This is a genomic window from Paracoccus sp. SJTW-4, assembly GCF_047716885.1.
Taxonomy (GTDB): Bacteria; Pseudomonadota; Alphaproteobacteria; order Rhodobacterales; family Rhodobacteraceae; genus Paracoccus; species Paracoccus solventivorans.
This window is the reverse complement of the sequence record NZ_CP136681.1, coordinates 158676-174541: the sequence shown is the minus strand read 5'-3', so window position 1 is coordinate 174541 and position 15866 is coordinate 158676. Positions and strand designations below refer to the sequence as shown.

Genomic DNA, 15866 nt, shown 5'->3' with positions numbered 1-15866 from the left:
ATCAGCCCCCGGCCGACTGGATCGCCCAGTTCCAGAACGGATTGGCAAACACCAGGATCATCGCCAGCACAAAGCAGTAGATGCCGCTCGATTCGATCACCGCAAGGCTGACGAACAGGGTGCGGGTGATGCTGTTGGCCTCGTCCGGCTGCTGGGCGATGGATTGCAGCGCCTGCGCGCCGGCGCGCGCCTCGCCCAAGGCCGCGCCGAAACAGCCGATGGCCAGCGTGATGCCGGCGGTGATGATCGAGGCAAGGGCAATGACAGAAACCGGATCCATTCAGCGCGTCCTTTGGCGGAAGTGTGAGGGTTCGGAGGGGCGCGGCGTCTGGGCCGCGCCGGGTTCGTCGCCGATGGCGGACGAGATGTAGACCATGGCGAGCACCGCGAAGATATAGGCCTGGATCGCCCCGGTCAGCAGCCCGAGGATCTGCATGACCAGCGGGAAGAAGAACGGCACGATCGACAGCAGGATCGCCACCAGCACCGTCCCGCTCATGATATTGCCGTAAAGCCGCACGGCCAGCGCCACAGTGCGCGAGACCTCGCCCATGACGTTGATCGGCAGCATCAGGGGCGTCGGCTGCAGGTAGCTGCGCAGATAGGCGCGCAGGCCGCGCCGGCTGACCGCATAAAGCGGCACCGCCACCATCACGCACAGCGCCAGCGCCGTCGCCGTGGACAGCGAGCCGGTGGGCGCGGTGAACCCCGGCACCACCGCCATCAGGTTCGACAGCAGGATGAACAGGAACAGCGAGCCGACCACGGGCAGGTAGCGGGTCGGATCGCCGCCGCCGATGTCGCGGATCTGGTCGCGGATCATCTCCACCAGCAGCTCGACGGCGATGCGCCAGCGCGACACCGGCGGCGCCGGGCCGATGCCCAGCGTCGCCAGCCGCCCGACCGCGACCAGGATCGCCATGACGATCCAGGTGTTGACGATGGTGGCCGACACCGGAAACTCGCCCAGCGAACCGAGGGGCAGCGTGAAGACGATGCGGCTGTCGGGGGAAATCTCCATCAGCCGTCCCTGCCCCGCCTGAGGATGCGCAGCGCGGTCATGCGAAACAGGGTGAAGGCGGCCAGCCCGGCGAACATCGCCAGCCCCGGGTTGCCGGCAACCGCGCCGATCGCCGCGAAACCTGCGGCCAGCAGCGCCAGCCGCAGCGCGCCGCCGGCCAGCAGCACGCCCAGCCCGCCGTCCGCGCCCAGCCGCCGCGTGGCCAGCCACAGCAGCCGCAGATGCAGCGCCGCCAGCGCCATGCCGCCCAGAAGCCCCAGCGCCAGGTCGGGGGCCAGATCGGAAATGCCGGTCATGCGTCCTCCTCCTCCGTTCTCGGCGGCTCTGGTGGCGCGCCATCCTGGATGCCGGTGCGCCGGACCCACCACCAGGCATTGAACGAGCCCAGCAGCACCCCGCAGACCAGCCCGGTCAGCGCCCAGGACGGCCCGTCGGGAAAGCGCCGGTCGAGCCAGACCCCCAGCGCGATGCCCGCCACCGTCGGCACGGCCACGGCCCAGCCGACCAGCCCGAACATGCCGATGCCGAACCAGATCGAGTGCCGCCCCGCGCGCAGCGACTGCGCCCGCCGCGCCGCCTTGCGGGCGATGGTCCGCTCGAGCCGCGCATTCTCGCGCCGCAGCCTGTCGCCCCGGGGCTGCTCGGGGGGCCTGCTGCCGGGCGGGGTCGGCGCGGCGCTCATCGCTCGATCTCCATCAGGGCACGGATCGCCCCGGTCTCCAGCCGCGCCAGCGCGCTGCGGGCGCTTTGCTCGTGGTCGTCGAGGTCAAGGAACTGCTGCGCCACCGCGTCCCACAGCCGCTCCAGATCGTCGCTTTCCACCGCGCGGCGCAGCGCCACGCGCAGCTCGGATCCGCATTTGACCAGCACGCCCTCGTCCACGCCCAGGAAATGCTCGTCCTCGTCCGGGGTGACATAGCGCAGAAGCCCGGGCTTCAGCGCCGCCACCATGTCGATGTGGTTGGGCAGCAGGATGAAGAAGCCCTCGGGCCCCTCGGCCTCGACCTTGCTCACCTCACGGTCGATCAGCTGCTCGCCCGGGACATGGACCAGCAGGCGCATCGCCCCGACCGTCATGCCTCGCCCCCGGCTTCCGAGATCGCGCCGATCATGTAGAGCTCGCGCTCGGGGCGGTCGTTGAACTCGCCCGACAGGATGCGCTCGCAGCCCTCCAGCGTCTCGTCCAGCGCCACGCGCTTGCCGGGGGTCGAGGTGAACTGCTCGGTCGCGTGGAAGGGCTGGGTCAGGAACCGCTCCAGCCGCCGCGAGATCGCCACCGTGCGGCGGTCGTCCACCGAAAGCTGCTCGATCCCCAGCATGGCGATCACGTCCTTGAGCGATTCGTATTCCGCCAGCACCCGGCGCACCTCGCGCGCGACCCGTTCGTGGCGGGCCGAAACCACGCCGGGGGTCAGCATCTTCGAGGTCGATTCCAGCGGGTCGAGCGCGGGATACAGCCCCTGCGCCGCCCGCTTGCGCGACAGCACCACCGAGGCGGAGAGATGCCCGAACACATGCGTCGCCGCCGGGTCGGTGAAATCGTCGGCCGGCACATAGACCGCCTGGATCGAGGTCATCGCGGCGCTGGCGGTCGAGCAGATCCGTTCCTGCAGCTCGGCGATCTCGGTGGCCAGCGAGGGCTGATAGCCCACCCGCGACGGGATCTGCCCGAGCAGCCCCGAGACCTCGGCCCCCGCCTGGACAAAGCGGTAGATGTTGTCGATCAGCACCAGCACGTCGGTGTTCAGCTCGTCGCGGAAATATTCGGCGACGGCGATGGCGGCATGGCCGACGCGGGCGCGCACCGCCGGGCGCTCGCTCATCTGGCCAAAGACCATCATCGTCTTGTCCAGGACGCCCGCGTCCATCATGTCGCGGTGGAACTCCTCGGCCTCGCGCGAGCGTTCGCCGATGCCGCAGAACAGGCTGACGCCGTTGTAGCTGCCGGCCATGTTGTAGATGATCTCGGCGATCAGGACGGTCTTGCCGACGCCGGCGCCGCCGAACAGCCCGGCCTTGCCGCCGCGCTCGATCGGGCACAGCAGGTCGATGGCCTTGATTCCGGTTTCGAACAGCTCCGACCTTGTGCGCCGCGCCTTCAGCGGCGGCGGCGGCGCATGGATCGGGCGGCGCGGCGCGCGGTCGAGCGGCGGGCCGCCGTCCAGCGGCTCGCCGAACAGGTCCAGCATCCGGCCCAGCGCCTCGCGCCCGACCGGCACCTCGATGGTGCCGCCGGTGGCGCGCAGCCGGTCGCCGATGGCCAGCGGCCGCCCGGCCGACAGCAGCAGCCCGCGCGCCGCGCCGCGGTCCAGCAGGGTGACCACCTCGATCCGCAGGCCGGGGTCGGTGACGCCGACGAACAGCGCCCGCGGCGCGGGGGCGGGCCCGTCCAGTTCCAGCTCGACCATCTGCCCGGAAATCCGCGACACCCGCCCGAGGGTCGGACACTCCGCCGCGCCCGGCGCGCTGTCCGCCACGCCGCCGTTCTCACATGAAATTGAGCCGGTCGAAATCATCGGGCGTCAGGGTGGCAAATCTGGCGCGTGCAGGCAACCGCCAAGGCACCTGCCGGCCGCTGCGCAAGCGGACGCGAATCGCAGCGGTTCGAGGCGATCCGGCGCAGCGCCTTGGGCCACGGGCCGCGAATACTGGAAAATGCGGGCATCGCGGGACACGCGGCCGCGCGAGGCGCCGCACCCGGGCAAGCGCGGAAATGCCGCAGAATCGGTGTCGGCCAGCGCGCCGCCACGCGCGCGGCCGCAGCACGAGCCCCCGCAAACCTGCGGTCCCTGCCCCGTCGGCGGCCCCCACGTCCGGGGCGCCCATCGCTCTGCAACCCGCGGTCCTATGAGGACGGGTCGTCGATCAGCGGATGGGGCTTGGCAAAGCGTTCCAGGTCCTGCTGGTTGCTGATGGTGATCTGCATCCCGTCCACCGATACCCCATAGGGCTGCAACCCCTTGAACGCCCGGCTGAGGTTTTCGGGGGTCATTCCCAGGAACGACGCCAGCCGGCGCTTTTCGAAGTCCAGTTCGAAGACCGCGCCCCCGCCGGCGCGCTTTTGCTGCCGCAACAGGAAATTGGCCAATCGTTCCAGAGAGCTGCGCAGCTGCAGGTCCTTCTGCGTCTTGATGACGGAGCGGTAGCCCTGCGCCAGTTCGGTCACCACGGCGCGCGCGAAGTTGTTGTCGACATTGAACACCGCGCGCACGTCCTGGCTGGGGATCAGGACGATCCGGCTTTTTTCCAGCGTCCGGGCCGACATCAGATAGACCGCATCCTTGATCGTCGCGGCAAGGATGAAGGTCGAGACCGGGCGCATGGTGGCAAGACAGGCGTCCTTGCCGTTCCACGACGCGAACAGGTCGACGGACCCCGAGATCAGCACATGCAGGAAGTCGCTGCGCTCGCCCTCGGTCAGCAGGTCGACCTGCGGCGGAAAGTTCTGCACATAGGCGCCGCGCATCAGCGCCGCGAAGTTCTCGTCGGACATCTGCGAGAAGAGATGCAGCTGGCGCACCGCCTGGATGCTCTCGCTCGGGCAGTTCCCGGCCCATCTCTCCTCCTCGGGAACCTGTTGGCCCGATTGATTATTGTCCGGCCCGGAGTTGATTTCTGCCATCGTAGCCTCACTAGATTGTCGTCCCGCGAAATGACAATTTTCGGTAAGCTATTTATTTCATTACGATTTATTCCGCACCATGACGTAGATCAAGTTCAGCGCGATATTTTTTCCGGAAGAGCGTGGGGACCGTCCTGCCCTGGGTCGGCCCAATCTTTCCGGAGGCCCCTGCCATGCAGACCCTAGCCCCAGCCTCTCGCGCGGACCAGACCCGCGCGCTCGGGCTGAGTACCATTGCCTTCACCGCGTGTTTCGCCGTCTGGACGATTTTCTCCATCATCGGCGTCGCCATCAAGGACGAACTCGGGTTGAACGACACCCAGTTCGGCCTGCTGGTCGCCACCCCGGTCCTGACCGGATCGCTCGTCCGCATCTTCCTGGGCGTCTGGACGGAAAGATACGGCGGACGCATCGTCTATTCGGCGCAGATGCTGCTGACTGCGCTGGCGACCTGGGCGCTGACGCTGGCCGACAGCTATCCGATGTATCTGCTTGCCGCGCTTGGCGTCGGGCTTGCCGGCGGCTCGTTCATCATCGGCGTCGCCTATGTGAGCCGCTGGTACGACATGTCGCAGCAGGGCACCGCGCTTGGCATCTTCGGCGCGGGCAACGTCGGCGCCGCGGTCACCAAGTTCCTGGCCCCCTTCGTCATGGTCGCCTTTGGCTGGCACGGCGTGGCCTATGTCTGGGCCGCCGGGCTGGCGCTGATGGGGGTGGTGTTCTTCCTGTTCGCCAAGGACGACCCGCAGCTGATCGAGCGGCGCCGGACCGGGGTGCGCGCGCCCTCGTTCGCGGAACAGTTCGCGCCCCTGAAGAACCTGCAGGTGTGGCGCTTCTCGCTCTACTACTTCTTCGTGTTCGGCGCCTTCGTGGCGCTGGCGCTGTGGATGCCGCACTATCTGATCAACGTCTACGAGGTCGATGTCCGCACCGCCGGCATGGCGGCGGCATCGTTCAGCCTGTCGGCCAGCCTGTTCCGCGCCTATGGCGGGCATCTGTCCGACAAGTTCGGCGCCCGCTCGGTCATGTATTGGACCTTCGGCTTTTCGCTGCTGTTCCTCTTCATGCTGTCCTATCCGCCGACGGCCTACACCATCCAGACCAAGGAAGGCCCCGTCGCCTTCGCGACCTCGATGAGCCTGTGGCCCTTCGTCATCATCCTGTTCGCGCTGGGTTTCTTCATGAGCCTGGGCAAGGCGGCGGTGTTCAAGCACATCCCGGTCTACTACCCCAACCACGTCGGCGCGGTCGGCGGGCTTGTCGGCATGATCGGCGGGCTTGGCGGCTTCGTGCTGCCGATCGCCTTCGGCGCGCTGCTCGACCTGACCGGCATCTATACCTCGTGCTTTGCGCTGCTGTTCGTGGTCGTCGCGGTGTCGCTGGCCTGGATGCACATGTCGGTGCGCGCGATGGAGCGCAAGGCCCATGGAAGGGCGCTGGACCGCCTGCCCGCCCTGCCCGAGATGCAGGAAATCCACGACCCCGAGCGCACGGTCATGCGGCGCGTGCTGGACGACTGGCGCCCCGAGGACCCGCAGTTCTGGGCCGAAAAGGGCCGCGCCATCGCCCGGCGCAACCTGTGGATCTCGATCCCGGCGCTGCTGCTGGCGTTCGCGGTCTGGATGGTCTGGTCGATGGTGGTGGCGCGGCTGCCCGCGATCGGCTTTGCCTTCACCCCCGACCAGCTGTTCTGGCTGGCGGCGCTGCCGGCGCTGTCGGGCGCCACGCTGCGGATCTTCTACAGCTTCGTGGTGCCGATCTTCGGCGGGCGGCTGTGGACGACGCTGTCCACCGCCTCGCTGCTGCTGCCGGCCATCGGCATCGGCTATGCCGTGCAGAACCCCGACACCCCCTATTTCATCTTCCTGACCCTGGCGCTGCTGTGCGGCCTGGGCGGGGCCAACTTCGCCTCGTCGATGGCCAATATCGGCTATTTCTTCCCGCGGGCGGAAAAGGGCCATGCGCTGGCGCTGAACGCCGGCCTCGGCAACCTCGGCGTCAGCGTCATGCAGTTCCTGGTTCCGGTGGTCATCACCATGGGCGTGTTCGGCGCCATGGGCGGCGCCCCGCAGACGCTGAGCGACGGCGGCCAGCTGTGGATCCAGAACGCCGGCTTCATCTGGGTGCCCTTCATCCTGGCCGCGACGGTCGCCGCCTGGCTGGGGATGAACGACGTGGCCGACGCCAAGGCCAGCTTTGCGCAGCAGTCGGTGATCTTCAGCCGCGCGCATAACTGGGTGATGTGCGTGCTCTACATCGGCACCTTCGGCAGCTTCATCGGCTATTCGGCGGGCTTCCCGCTGCTGTCCAGGATCGCCTTCCCCGAGGTGAACGCGCTGCAATACGTGTTCCTGGGGCCGCTGGTGGGGGCGCTGTCGCGCGCCGGCACCGGCTGGGTCAGCGACCGCTTCGGCGGCGGGCGGGTCACCTTCTGGGTGTTCGTCGGCATGATCGTGTCGGTGCTGGCGGTGATCCTGGCGCTGCAGGCGGGCAGCTTTGCGGCCTTTTTCATGGGCTTCATGGCGCTGTTCTTCTTTACCGGGGTCGGCAACGCCTCGACCTTCCAGATGATCCCGGTGATCATGGGCCGCGAGATCCCCCGCCTGATGCCGCAGCTGACCGCCCCCGAGCGCGCCCGGCAGATCGCCATGGAATCGGCGGGGATCACCGCCTTTTCCAGCGCCATCGGCGCTTACGGCGGCTTTTTCATCCCCAAGGCCTATGGCTCGTCCATCGCCATGACCGGCAGCCCGATCGGCGCGCTGTGGCTGTTCCTGGGCTTCTACGTGATCTGCCTGGGCATCACCTGGCTCGCCTATACGCGGCGGGGCGGGCTTCTTCATGACATCGAGCGTGGCCGCGCGATCCCCGGCGCCCTCGCCCAGCCTGCACAATAAGGAAAGGACAGCCAGATGAGCCATCTGCTGGACAGACTGAACTTCCTCCAGTCCAAGAAGGTCGAGACCTTCTCGAACGGCCACGGCCAGGTGACGCGCGAAAGCCGCGACTGGGAGGATACCTATCGCAACCGCTGGCGGCACGACAAGATCGTGCGGTCCACCCACGGGGTGAACTGCACCGGGTCATGCAGCTGGAAGATCTACGTCAAGTCGGGGATCGTGACCTGGGAAACCCAGCAGACCGATTACCCGCGCACCCGCCCCGACCTGCCCAACCACGAACCGCGCGGCTGCGCGCGCGGCGCCTCCTACAGCTGGTATCTCTACAGCGCGAACCGGGTAAAGAACCCGCTGGTGCGCGGGCGGCTGATGAAGGTCTGGCGCGAGATGCGCCAGACCATGACCCCGATCCAGGCCTGGACCCGGATCCAGTCCGACCCGATCCTGCGGCAATCCTATGTCGAGACCCGCGGCAAGGGCGGCTTCGTGCGCGCCAGCTGGGACGAGGCGACCGAGATCGTGGCGGCGGCGAACGCCTATACCGCCCGCACCTACGGCCCCGACCGGGTGTTCGGGTTTTCGCCGATCCCGGCGATGTCGATGATCAGCTATGCCGCCGGCTCGCGCTATCTGTCGCTGATGGGCGGGGTCTGCATGTCGTTCTATGACTGGTATTGCGACCTGCCGCCGGCCTCGCCGATGACCTGGGGCGAACAGACCGACGTGCCGGAAAGCGCCGACTGGTACAATGCAGGCTACCTGCTGCTCTGGGGCTCGAACGTGCCGCAGACGCGCACGCCGGACGCGCATTTCTATACCGAGGTCCGCTACAAGGGCACCAAATCGGCGGTGATCTGCCCCGACTATTCCGAGGCGGCCAAGTTCGGCGACGTGTGGCTGAACGCCAAGCAGGGCACCGATGCGGCGTTGGCGATGGCCTTCGGCCACGTCATCCTGCGCGAGTTCCACCTGGACCGGCAGGCCGAGTATTTCGAGGAATACTGCCGCAAGTATTCCGACTTCCCGATGCTGGTCAGGCTGGACGAACAGGACGGCCGGCTGGTGCCCGGCCGGTTCCTGCGCACCGACGACCTGGACGGCAAGCTGGGGGAAAGCAACAACCCCGAATGGAAGACCGTCGCCATCGACGAACGCTCGGGCGGGCTGGTGGCGCCGAACGGCTCGATCGGCTACCGCTGGGGCGAGGCGGGGGAATGGAACCTCGAGGAAAAGGCGGCGGGCGCCGAGACCTCGCTGCGGATGTCGCTGGTCCTCGACGGCGACCATGACGAGATCGCAGGCGTCGATTTCCCCTATTTCGGCGGCGACGCGGTGGGCCAGTTCGCCACCGACGCCGACCACCCCGACGTGCTGACCCGCAACATCCCGGTCAGGACGATCCGCACCGCCTCGGGCGAGGTCAAGGTGGCGACGGTGTTCGACCTGTTCTGCGCCAACTACGGGCTCGACCGGGGCTTGGGCGGACGCTGGGTCGCCTCGAGCTATGACGACGACATCCCCGGCACCCCCGCCTGGGCCGAGCGCATCACCGGGGTGCCGCGCGACAAGATCATCCATGTCGCGCGCGAATTCGCCTCGAACGCCGAAAAGACCCGGGGCAAGTCCATGGTCATCATCGGCGCGGCGATGAACCACTGGTTCCACATGGACATGAACTACCGCGGCGTCATCAACATGCTGGTGATGTGCGGCTGCGTCGGCCAGTCGGGCGGTGGCTGGGCGCATTACGTGGGGCAGGAAAAGCTGCGCCCGCAGACCGGCTGGCAGCCGCTGGCCTTTGCGCTGGACTGGAACCGCCCGCCGCGGCACATGAACTCGACCAGTGCCTGGTATGCCCATACCGACCAGTGGCGCTACGAGACACTGACCGCGGACGACATCCTGTCGCCCACCGCGCCCAAGGGCGACTGGGACGTCAGCCTGATCGACTACAACATCCGGGCCGAGCGGATGGGCTGGCTGCCCTCGGCTCCGCAGCTCAAGACCAACCCGCTCGAGGTGGCCCGCGCCGCCAAGGAATCCGGCAAGGAGATCGCGGCCTATGTCGCCGAAGAGCTGAAGTCCGGGCGGCTGGAAATGTCCTGCGAGGACCCCGACGATCCCGCCAACTGGCCGCGCAACCTGTTCGTCTGGCGCTCCAACCTGCTGGGCTCGTCCGGCAAGGGGCATGAATATTTCCTCAAGCACCTGCTGGGCACCGACCACGGCGTGCTGGGCCGCGACCTGGGCGAGGAAGGCCGCCAGCTGCCGAAAGAGGCCCGCTGGCACCAGGAGGGCCCGCGCGGCAAGCTGGACCTGCTGGTGACCATCGACTTCCGCATGTCCACGACCTGCGTCTATTCCGACATCGTGCTGCCCACGGCCAGCTGGTACGAAAAGGACGACCTCAACACCTCGGACATGCATCCGTTCATCCACCCGCTGCAGGCGGCGGTGGACCCGGCCTATGAATCGAAGTCCGACTGGGAGATCTTCAAGGCGATCGCCAAGAAGTTCTCCGAGGTCGCCCCCGAGATCCTGGGGGTCGAGACCGACATCGTGGCGCTGCCCACGCTGCACGACACGCCGGCCGAGCTGGCGCAGGACCAGGTGCGGGACTGGAAGAAGGGCGAATGCGACCTGATCCCCGGCAAGACCGCGCCGGCCTTCATCGCCGTCGAACGCGACTTCCCGGCGCTTTACGACCGCTTCACCGCGCTGGGGCCGCTGCTCGACAAGCTGGGGAACGGCGGCAAGGGCATCTCGTGGAACACCCAGATCGAGATCGACAACCTCAAGGACCTGAACGGGGTGCGACTTGACGGCCCCGCCAAGGGGCGGCCGGTCATCGACACCGCCATCGACGCGGCCGAGGTGATCCTGATGCTGGCCCCGGAGACCAACGGCGAGGTCGCCGTCAAGGCTTGGGAGGCGCTGGAGAAGGCCACCGGCCGCCACCACGCCCACCTGGCCGAGGGCGAGCATCACAACAAGATCCGCTTCCGCGACATCGCCGCGCAGCCGCGCAAGATCATCTCGTCACCCACCTGGTCGGGGATCGAAAGCGAGAAGGTCAGCTATAACGCCGGCTACACCAACGTCCACGAGCTGATCCCGTGGCGCACGCTGACGGGACGCCAGCAGCTCTATCAGGACCACCTGTGGATGCGGGCCTTTGGCGAGGGCTTCATGTCCTACCGCCCGCCGGTGGACCTGAAGACCGTCACCGCCGAGATCAACCACGAGGCGCGCGACGGCGAACCGCATGTGGTGTTGAACTTCATCACCCCCCACCAGAAATGGGGTATCCACTCGACCTATTCCGACAACCTGCTGATGCTGACGCTGAACCGCGGCGGCCCGGTGATCTGGATCTCGGAAAACGACGCCAGGACCGCGGGCATCGTCGATAACGACTGGGTGGAGCTTTACAACGTCAACGGCGCCCTGACCGCGCGGGCAGTGGTCAGCCAGCGGATGAAGGACGGCACCACCTTCATGTATCACGCGCAGGAAAAGATCGTGAACACGCCCGGTTCCGAAAAGACCGGCAAGCGCGGCGGCATCCACAACTCGGTCACCCGCACGGTGCTGAAACCCACCCACATGATCGGCGGCTACGCCCAGCAGTCCTACGGCTTCAACTACTACGGAACCGTGGGCGCGAACCGGGACGAGTTCGTGATCGTCAGGAAGATGAAGAAGGTCGACTGGCTCGACCGGCCAGCTACCCGGAAGGAGGCAGCGGAATGAGAATTCGTGCGCAAATCGGCATGGTGCTGAACCTCGACAAATGCATCGGGTGCCACACCTGCTCGGTCACCTGCAAGAACGTCTGGACCTCGCGCGAGGGGGTCGAATACGCTTGGTTCAACAACGTCGAGACCAAGCCCGGCACCGGCTATCCGACCGACTGGGAAAACCAGAACCGCTGGAACGGCGGCTGGGAACGGACCGGATCGGGCAAGCTGCGGCCGAAGCAGGGCAGCAAGTGGCGGATCCTGGCGAACATGTTCGCCAACCCCGACCTGCCCGAGATCGACGACTATTACGAGCCCTTCGACTTCGACCACGACCACCTGAAATCCGCCCCCGAGATGCAGGCGTTCCCCACCGCGCGCCCCTATTCCAAGATCACCGGCGAGCGGATCGAGAAGATCGAGAAGGGCCCGAACTGGGAAGAGATCCTGGGCGGCGAGTTCGCGAAACGCAGCGAGGACTATAACTTCGAAGGGGTGCAGAAGCAGATCTACGGGGAATACGAGAACACCTTCATGATGTATCTCCCCCGGCTGTGCGAGCACTGCCTCAACCCGGCCTGCGCGGCGTCCTGCCCCAGTGGCGCGATCTACAAGCGCGAAGAGGACGGCATCGTCCTGATCGACCAGGAAAAATGCCGCGGTTGGCGGATGTGCGTCTCGGGCTGTCCCTACAAGAAGGTCTATTACAACTGGTCGACCGGCAAATCCGAGAAATGCACGCTCTGCTATCCGCGGATCGAAAGCGGCAACCCGACGGTCTGTTCGGAAACCTGCGTCGGGCGCATCCGCTATCTGGGGGTGATGCTCTATGACGCCGACAAGATCGAACAGGCCGCCAGCGTCGAACGGACCACCGACCTTTACGACGCCCAGCTGGACGTGTTCCTGGACCCCCACGACCCGGTGGTGATCGAGACCGCGCGCGCCGACGGCATCCCCGACGACTGGATCAAGGCCGCGCAGGAAAGCCCGATCTGGAAGATGGCGATGGAGTGGAAGGTCGCCTTCCCGCTGCACCCCGAATACCGGACGCTGCCGATGGTGTGGTATATCCCGCCGCTGTCGCCGATCCAGAACGCGGCCGCAGCCGGCAAGATCGGGGTCGACGGCGAAATGCCCGACGTGCGCAGCCTGCGCATCCCGCTGAAATACCTGGCCAACATGCTGACCGCGGGCGACGAGGCGCCGGTGGCCCATGCGCTGGAACGGATGCTGGCGATGCGCGCCTATATGCGCGCCAAGACCGTGGACGGCGTCAACGACGAGGGCATCGCCGCCCGCGTCGGCCTGTCGGGACGGGTGATCGAGGACATGTACAAGATCATGGCGCTGGCCGATTACGAGGACCGTTTCGTCATCCCGACCACGCATCGCGAACAGGTCGAGGTCGCCTATGACCTCAAGGGCGGCTGCGGCTTCACCGACAGCAACGGCTGTTCCACCGGCACCTCGAAAGCCTCGCTTTTCGGCGGCGCCAAACGCCCGCTCAACATGCCGGAGGCGATGTCGTGATGGACCGCACCCTCAAGGCCCTGTCGCTGATCCTCAGCTATCCCACCCGCGAGCTGCAGTCGGCCATGCCGGAAATCGCGGGCGTCCTGGCCGCCGATTCGCGGCTGACCGCCGCGGCCCGGCGCGCGCTGCGCCCGCTGCTGGACGGGCTGCGCGACGGCGACATCTACGATCTGGAAGAGCGTTACGTCGCGCTGTTCGACCGCTCGCGCACGCTCTCGCTCAACCTGTTCGAGCATGTCCACGGCGAAAGCCGCGACCGGGGCGGCGCGATGGTCAGCCTGGTCGAGATGTACCGCGATGCCGGGTTCGACCCGGTGACCACGGAACTGCCCGACCACCTGCCGGTGCTGCTGGAGTTTCTGGCCACCCGCCCGGCGCCCGAGGCGCGCGAGACGCTGGCGGATGCGGCGCATATCTTCGCCGCCCTGCAGGAACGGCTGAACCGGCGCGAATCGGATTACGCCGCCGCCTTTGCCGCATTGGCGCAGCTGGCGGGCGCGGTCGATCAGGCGGCGCTGTCCGAGATGCTGGCCGCGCCCGACGACGATCCGACCGATCTTCAGGCGCTGGATGCGGTCTGGCAGGAAAGCGAGGTGCTTTTCGGCCCTGACCCGAATGCCGGCTGCCCGGTAACGCGCGACCTGCTGGCGCGCATGGACAATCCCATCAGGCCCGGCCCCGCCGCGGCGGCCGAATGACGGAGGCTCTCAGATGAACAACTTCCTCTTCGGGATCTATCCCTATATCGCGCTGGGGGTCGGCATCATGGGCTCGATCGCCCGCTACGACCGCGACCCCTTCACCTGGAAAAGCTCGTCCTCGCAGCTTCTGCGGCGCCGGCAGCTGATCCTCGGCTCGATCCTGTTCCATGTGGGCGTGCTGGTGATCTTCGTGGGTCACTTCGTGGGGCTGCTGACCCCGATCTGGGTGTTCGACGCGCTTGGCATCAGCCACTCGGCCAAGCAGGTCCTGGCGGTCGCGGTCGGCGGCATCGCCGGGGTGATGGCGCTGGCGGGCGCGCTGATGCTGTTCCATCGCCGCTGGACCGACCCGCGCATCCGCGGCACCTCGAGCTTCTGGGACACGGCGATCCTGGCGATGCTGATCGCGCAGCTGATGCTGGGGCTGCTGACGGTGCTGGTCTCGCTGCGCCATCTGGACGGGCACGAGATGACCACCTTCATGGCCTGGGCGCAGAGCATCTTCACCTTCGACTCGGGTGCGGCCGGCTACATCGCCAATGCGCATTGGCTGTTCAAGGCGCATATCGTGCTGGGGCTGACCATCATCCTGGTGTTCCCCTTTACCCGGCTGGTGCACCTGATCTCGGGGATCGCGGCACCGTTCCGCTATCTTCTGGGGCGCAGCGGCTACCAGATCGTGCGCTCGCGCCGGCGGCAGCCGCTGGCGCCCGCGCCGCAGGTCGTGGCGGCGGCGCGCGAACGGGTCACCGCCCGGGCAAAGCCGGCGGCGGCCCGGCAAAGCCCGGCGGAGTAGCGCCGATGAATGCCGCGCTGTTCCCCGATCTGATCGTCAACGGCGAGCTGGTGCCCCATGCGCTGATCGCCGCCGAGGCCCAGAACCACCACGCCCCCCGCGGCAAGCCCGGCATCGCCTGGCGCAAGGCGGCGAACGCCATCGCCATCCGCACGCTGCTTCTGCAAGAGGCGCGGCGGCGCGGGGTGGAAGCCCGGCCGGCCGAGCTTGGCCCGGGGCGCTTCGAGACCGAGGAGGAAGCCCTGATCCGGGGCCTTCTCGACACCGCCGTCGCGGTCGAGCCCCCCACCGAGGCCGAGATCCACGCCGAATGGGCGCGCGACCCGTCCCGGTTCCGCAGCCCGCCGCTGTGGGAGGTGTCGCATATCCTGATCGCCTGCGATCCGCGCGAGGCCGAGACCGCCCGGGCGGCACGCGAGAGGGCCGCCGACCTGGCCGCCCGCGCCGCCGCCGATCCGCACAGCTTTGCCCGGCTTGCCGCCGCGCACAGCGATTGCGGCTCGAAATCGTCGGGGGGCGCGCTTGGCCAGATCCGGCCCGGCGATACCGTGCCCGAGTTCGAGGCCGCGCTGCGCGGGCTGGGCGAAGGCATGGTGACGCCCGAACCGGTGCCGACCCGGCACGGCTGGCATGTCATCCGCATGGATGCGGTGGCGGAAGGCACCCCGCTTCCCTATGCCGCGGCCCGCCGGAGGATCGCCGAGGCGCTGGAAAAGGCGGCGTGGTCGCGCGCCGCAAAGGCGCTGGTGCGGCAGCTGGCGGCAGTGGCAGAGATCTCGGGCGCCGACCTCGAACCCGTCTAGGGCGCGGCGGACGGCTGCCGCCCGATGCCTCCCCCTGGCGCGCGGCAGACGGCTGCCGCCCGATGCCACCTCCTGGCGCGCGGCACCCCTCCCCGCGCGGCCATCCCGAAGGATACGAGATGCTGAACGATCTTCTGGCCCGGAACCGCGCCTGGTCGCAGGCGCGGCAATCCGAAGACCCCGATCACTTCGCCCGGCTCGCGGCCCTGCAGGCGCCGGATTACTTCTGGATCGGCTGCTCGGACAGCCGGGTGCCGGCGAATGTGATCTCGGGCCTGCATCCGGGCGAGGTCTTCGTCCACCGCAACGTCGCCAATGTCGTGCATTCGTCGGACATGAACCTGCTCGCCTCGCTCGAGTTCGCGGTCGAGGCGCTGAAGGTGCGCGAGATCATCGTCTGCGGCCATCACGGCTGCGGCGGGGTCAAGGCCGCGACCGAGGAGATTCCGCACGGCCTGACCAAGCACTGGATCGAGCCGATCCGCCGCCTTGCCCGCAGTTACGCCGTCGACCTGGCGCGCGAGCCGGGACCCGAGGCGCGGCTGGACCGCTTGGCCGAACTGAACGTCGCCGAAGGCGTCCGCCGGGTCTGCGAGACGCCGATCCTGCAGCGCGCCTGGCGCCGCGGCGCCCCGATCCGCGTGCACGGGCTGATCTACGGCCTGAAGGACGGCCGCCTGCGCAACCTCGATTGCAGCATGGGTCCGGGGCATTTCCAGTGCGACGAGGCGAGCTGACCCGCCTGCG

Annotated in this window: 14 protein-coding genes; 7 read left to right on the top strand and 7 right to left on the bottom strand. The window is 67.7% G+C overall.

Features of this window, described 5'->3' with window-relative positions; translation table 11 throughout:
- Position 1: 1 nt before the first annotated feature.
- The 7 genes from RSP45_RS00820 to RSP45_RS00790 form a co-directional block, all read right to left on the bottom strand.
- Entirely contained in the window at positions 2-280 is a 279-nt protein-coding gene (locus RSP45_RS00820; protein WP_073066476.1) for a F0F1 ATP synthase subunit C, read from the bottom strand.
- The gene (locus RSP45_RS00815; RefSeq protein WP_415392865.1) at positions 281-1021 is read right to left on the bottom strand and encodes a F0F1 ATP synthase subunit A; all 741 of its coding nucleotides are present in this window, start codon (positions 1019-1021) and stop codon (positions 281-283) included.
- Positions 1021-1317, bottom strand: a complete 297-nt coding sequence (locus RSP45_RS00810; RefSeq protein ID WP_415392864.1) for a hypothetical protein — start codon at positions 1315-1317, stop codon at positions 1021-1023. The genes RSP45_RS00815 and RSP45_RS00810 overlap by 1 nt, the downstream gene beginning before the upstream one ends.
- Positions 1314-1703, bottom strand: a complete 390-nt coding sequence (locus RSP45_RS00805; protein WP_415392863.1) for an AtpZ/AtpI family protein — start codon at positions 1701-1703, stop codon at positions 1314-1316. Before RSP45_RS00805 ends, RSP45_RS00810 begins: the two co-directional genes overlap by 4 nt.
- On the bottom strand, positions 1700-2098 hold the full coding sequence (locus tag RSP45_RS00800; protein WP_415392862.1) for a F0F1 ATP synthase subunit epsilon: 399 nt from the start codon (positions 2096-2098) through the stop codon (positions 1700-1702). The genes RSP45_RS00805 and RSP45_RS00800 overlap by 4 nt, the downstream gene beginning before the upstream one ends.
- On the bottom strand, positions 2095-3498 hold the full coding sequence (atpD, locus tag RSP45_RS00795) for a F0F1 ATP synthase subunit beta (RefSeq protein ID WP_415392861.1): 1404 nt from the start codon (positions 3496-3498) through the stop codon (positions 2095-2097). The genes RSP45_RS00800 and atpD overlap by 4 nt, the downstream gene beginning before the upstream one ends.
- Before the next feature lie 368 nt (positions 3499-3866).
- Complete coding sequence (locus RSP45_RS00790; RefSeq protein WP_415392860.1) at positions 3867-4514, bottom strand: helix-turn-helix domain-containing protein; 648 nt, start codon at positions 4512-4514, stop codon at positions 3867-3869.
- A gap of 302 nt (positions 4515-4816) precedes the next feature.
- On the opposite strand from RSP45_RS00790, the gene RSP45_RS00785 reads away from it, so the two are divergent.
- From RSP45_RS00785 to RSP45_RS00755, 7 genes are all read left to right on the top strand, one after another.
- Entirely contained in the window at positions 4817-7540 is a 2724-nt protein-coding gene (locus RSP45_RS00785) for a nitrate/nitrite transporter (RefSeq protein WP_415392859.1), read from the top strand.
- Between the two features lie 15 nt (positions 7541-7555).
- The gene (locus RSP45_RS00780; RefSeq protein WP_415392858.1) at positions 7556-11296 is read left to right on the top strand and encodes a nitrate reductase subunit alpha; all 3741 of its coding nucleotides are present in this window, start codon (positions 7556-7558) and stop codon (positions 11294-11296) included.
- A complete protein-coding gene (gene narH, locus RSP45_RS00775) occupies positions 11293-12816 on the top strand; it encodes a nitrate reductase subunit beta (RefSeq protein ID WP_415392857.1) in 1524 nt (507 codons plus the stop codon). Before RSP45_RS00780 ends, narH begins: the two co-directional genes overlap by 4 nt.
- Complete coding sequence (gene narJ, locus RSP45_RS00770) at positions 12816-13517, top strand: nitrate reductase molybdenum cofactor assembly chaperone (RefSeq protein ID WP_415392856.1); 702 nt, start codon at positions 12816-12818, stop codon at positions 13515-13517. The genes narH and narJ overlap by 1 nt, the downstream gene beginning before the upstream one ends.
- A 13-nt stretch (positions 13518-13530) precedes the next feature.
- Positions 13531-14316: a respiratory nitrate reductase subunit gamma gene (gene narI, locus RSP45_RS00765; protein WP_415392855.1), complete on the top strand. Its 786-nt coding sequence runs from the start codon at positions 13531-13533 to the stop codon at positions 14314-14316.
- A gap of 5 nt (positions 14317-14321) precedes the next feature.
- On the top strand, positions 14322-15119 hold the full coding sequence (locus RSP45_RS00760; protein ID WP_415392854.1) for a peptidylprolyl isomerase: 798 nt from the start codon (positions 14322-14324) through the stop codon (positions 15117-15119).
- Positions 15120-15238: 119 nt separating this feature from the next.
- Positions 15239-15856, top strand: a complete 618-nt coding sequence (locus RSP45_RS00755; protein WP_415392853.1) for a carbonic anhydrase — start codon at positions 15239-15241, stop codon at positions 15854-15856.
- Positions 15857-15866 lie beyond the last annotated feature (10 nt).

Excerpts from the sequence above, each read along its gene's own strand:
- RSP45_RS00785 (WP_415392859.1), top strand. The coding sequence starts at position 4,817 with ATGCAGACCCTAGCCCCAGCCTCTCGCGCGGACCAGACCCGCGCGCTC.
- RSP45_RS00790 (WP_415392860.1), bottom strand. The coding sequence starts at position 4,514 with ATGTCCGACGAGAACTTCGCGGCGCTGATGCGCGGCGCCTATGTGCAG.
- RSP45_RS00760 (WP_415392854.1), top strand. The coding sequence starts at position 14,322 with ATGAATGCCGCGCTGTTCCCCGATCTGATCGTCAACGGCGAGCTGGTG.
- narJ (WP_415392856.1), top strand. The coding sequence starts at position 12,816 with ATGGACCGCACCCTCAAGGCCCTGTCGCTGATCCTCAGCTATCCCACC.
- narH (WP_415392857.1), top strand. The coding sequence starts at position 11,293 with ATGAGAATTCGTGCGCAAATCGGCATGGTGCTGAACCTCGACAAATGC.
- RSP45_RS00810 (WP_415392864.1), bottom strand. The coding sequence starts at position 1,317 with ATGACCGGCATTTCCGATCTGGCCCCCGACCTGGCGCTGGGGCTTCTG.
- RSP45_RS00800 (WP_415392862.1), bottom strand. The coding sequence starts at position 2,098 with ATGACGGTCGGGGCGATGCGCCTGCTGGTCCATGTCCCGGGCGAGCAG.
- narI (WP_415392855.1), top strand. The coding sequence starts at position 13,531 with ATGAACAACTTCCTCTTCGGGATCTATCCCTATATCGCGCTGGGGGTC.
- RSP45_RS00805 (WP_415392863.1), bottom strand. The coding sequence starts at position 1,703 with ATGAGCGCCGCGCCGACCCCGCCCGGCAGCAGGCCCCCCGAGCAGCCC.
- RSP45_RS00815 (WP_415392865.1), bottom strand. The coding sequence starts at position 1,021 with ATGGAGATTTCCCCCGACAGCCGCATCGTCTTCACGCTGCCCCTCGGT.
- RSP45_RS00755 (WP_415392853.1), top strand. The coding sequence starts at position 15,239 with ATGCTGAACGATCTTCTGGCCCGGAACCGCGCCTGGTCGCAGGCGCGG.
- RSP45_RS00820 (WP_073066476.1), bottom strand. The coding sequence starts at position 280 with ATGGATCCGGTTTCTGTCATTGCCCTTGCCTCGATCATCACCGCCGGC.
- RSP45_RS00780 (WP_415392858.1), top strand. The coding sequence starts at position 7,556 with ATGAGCCATCTGCTGGACAGACTGAACTTCCTCCAGTCCAAGAAGGTC.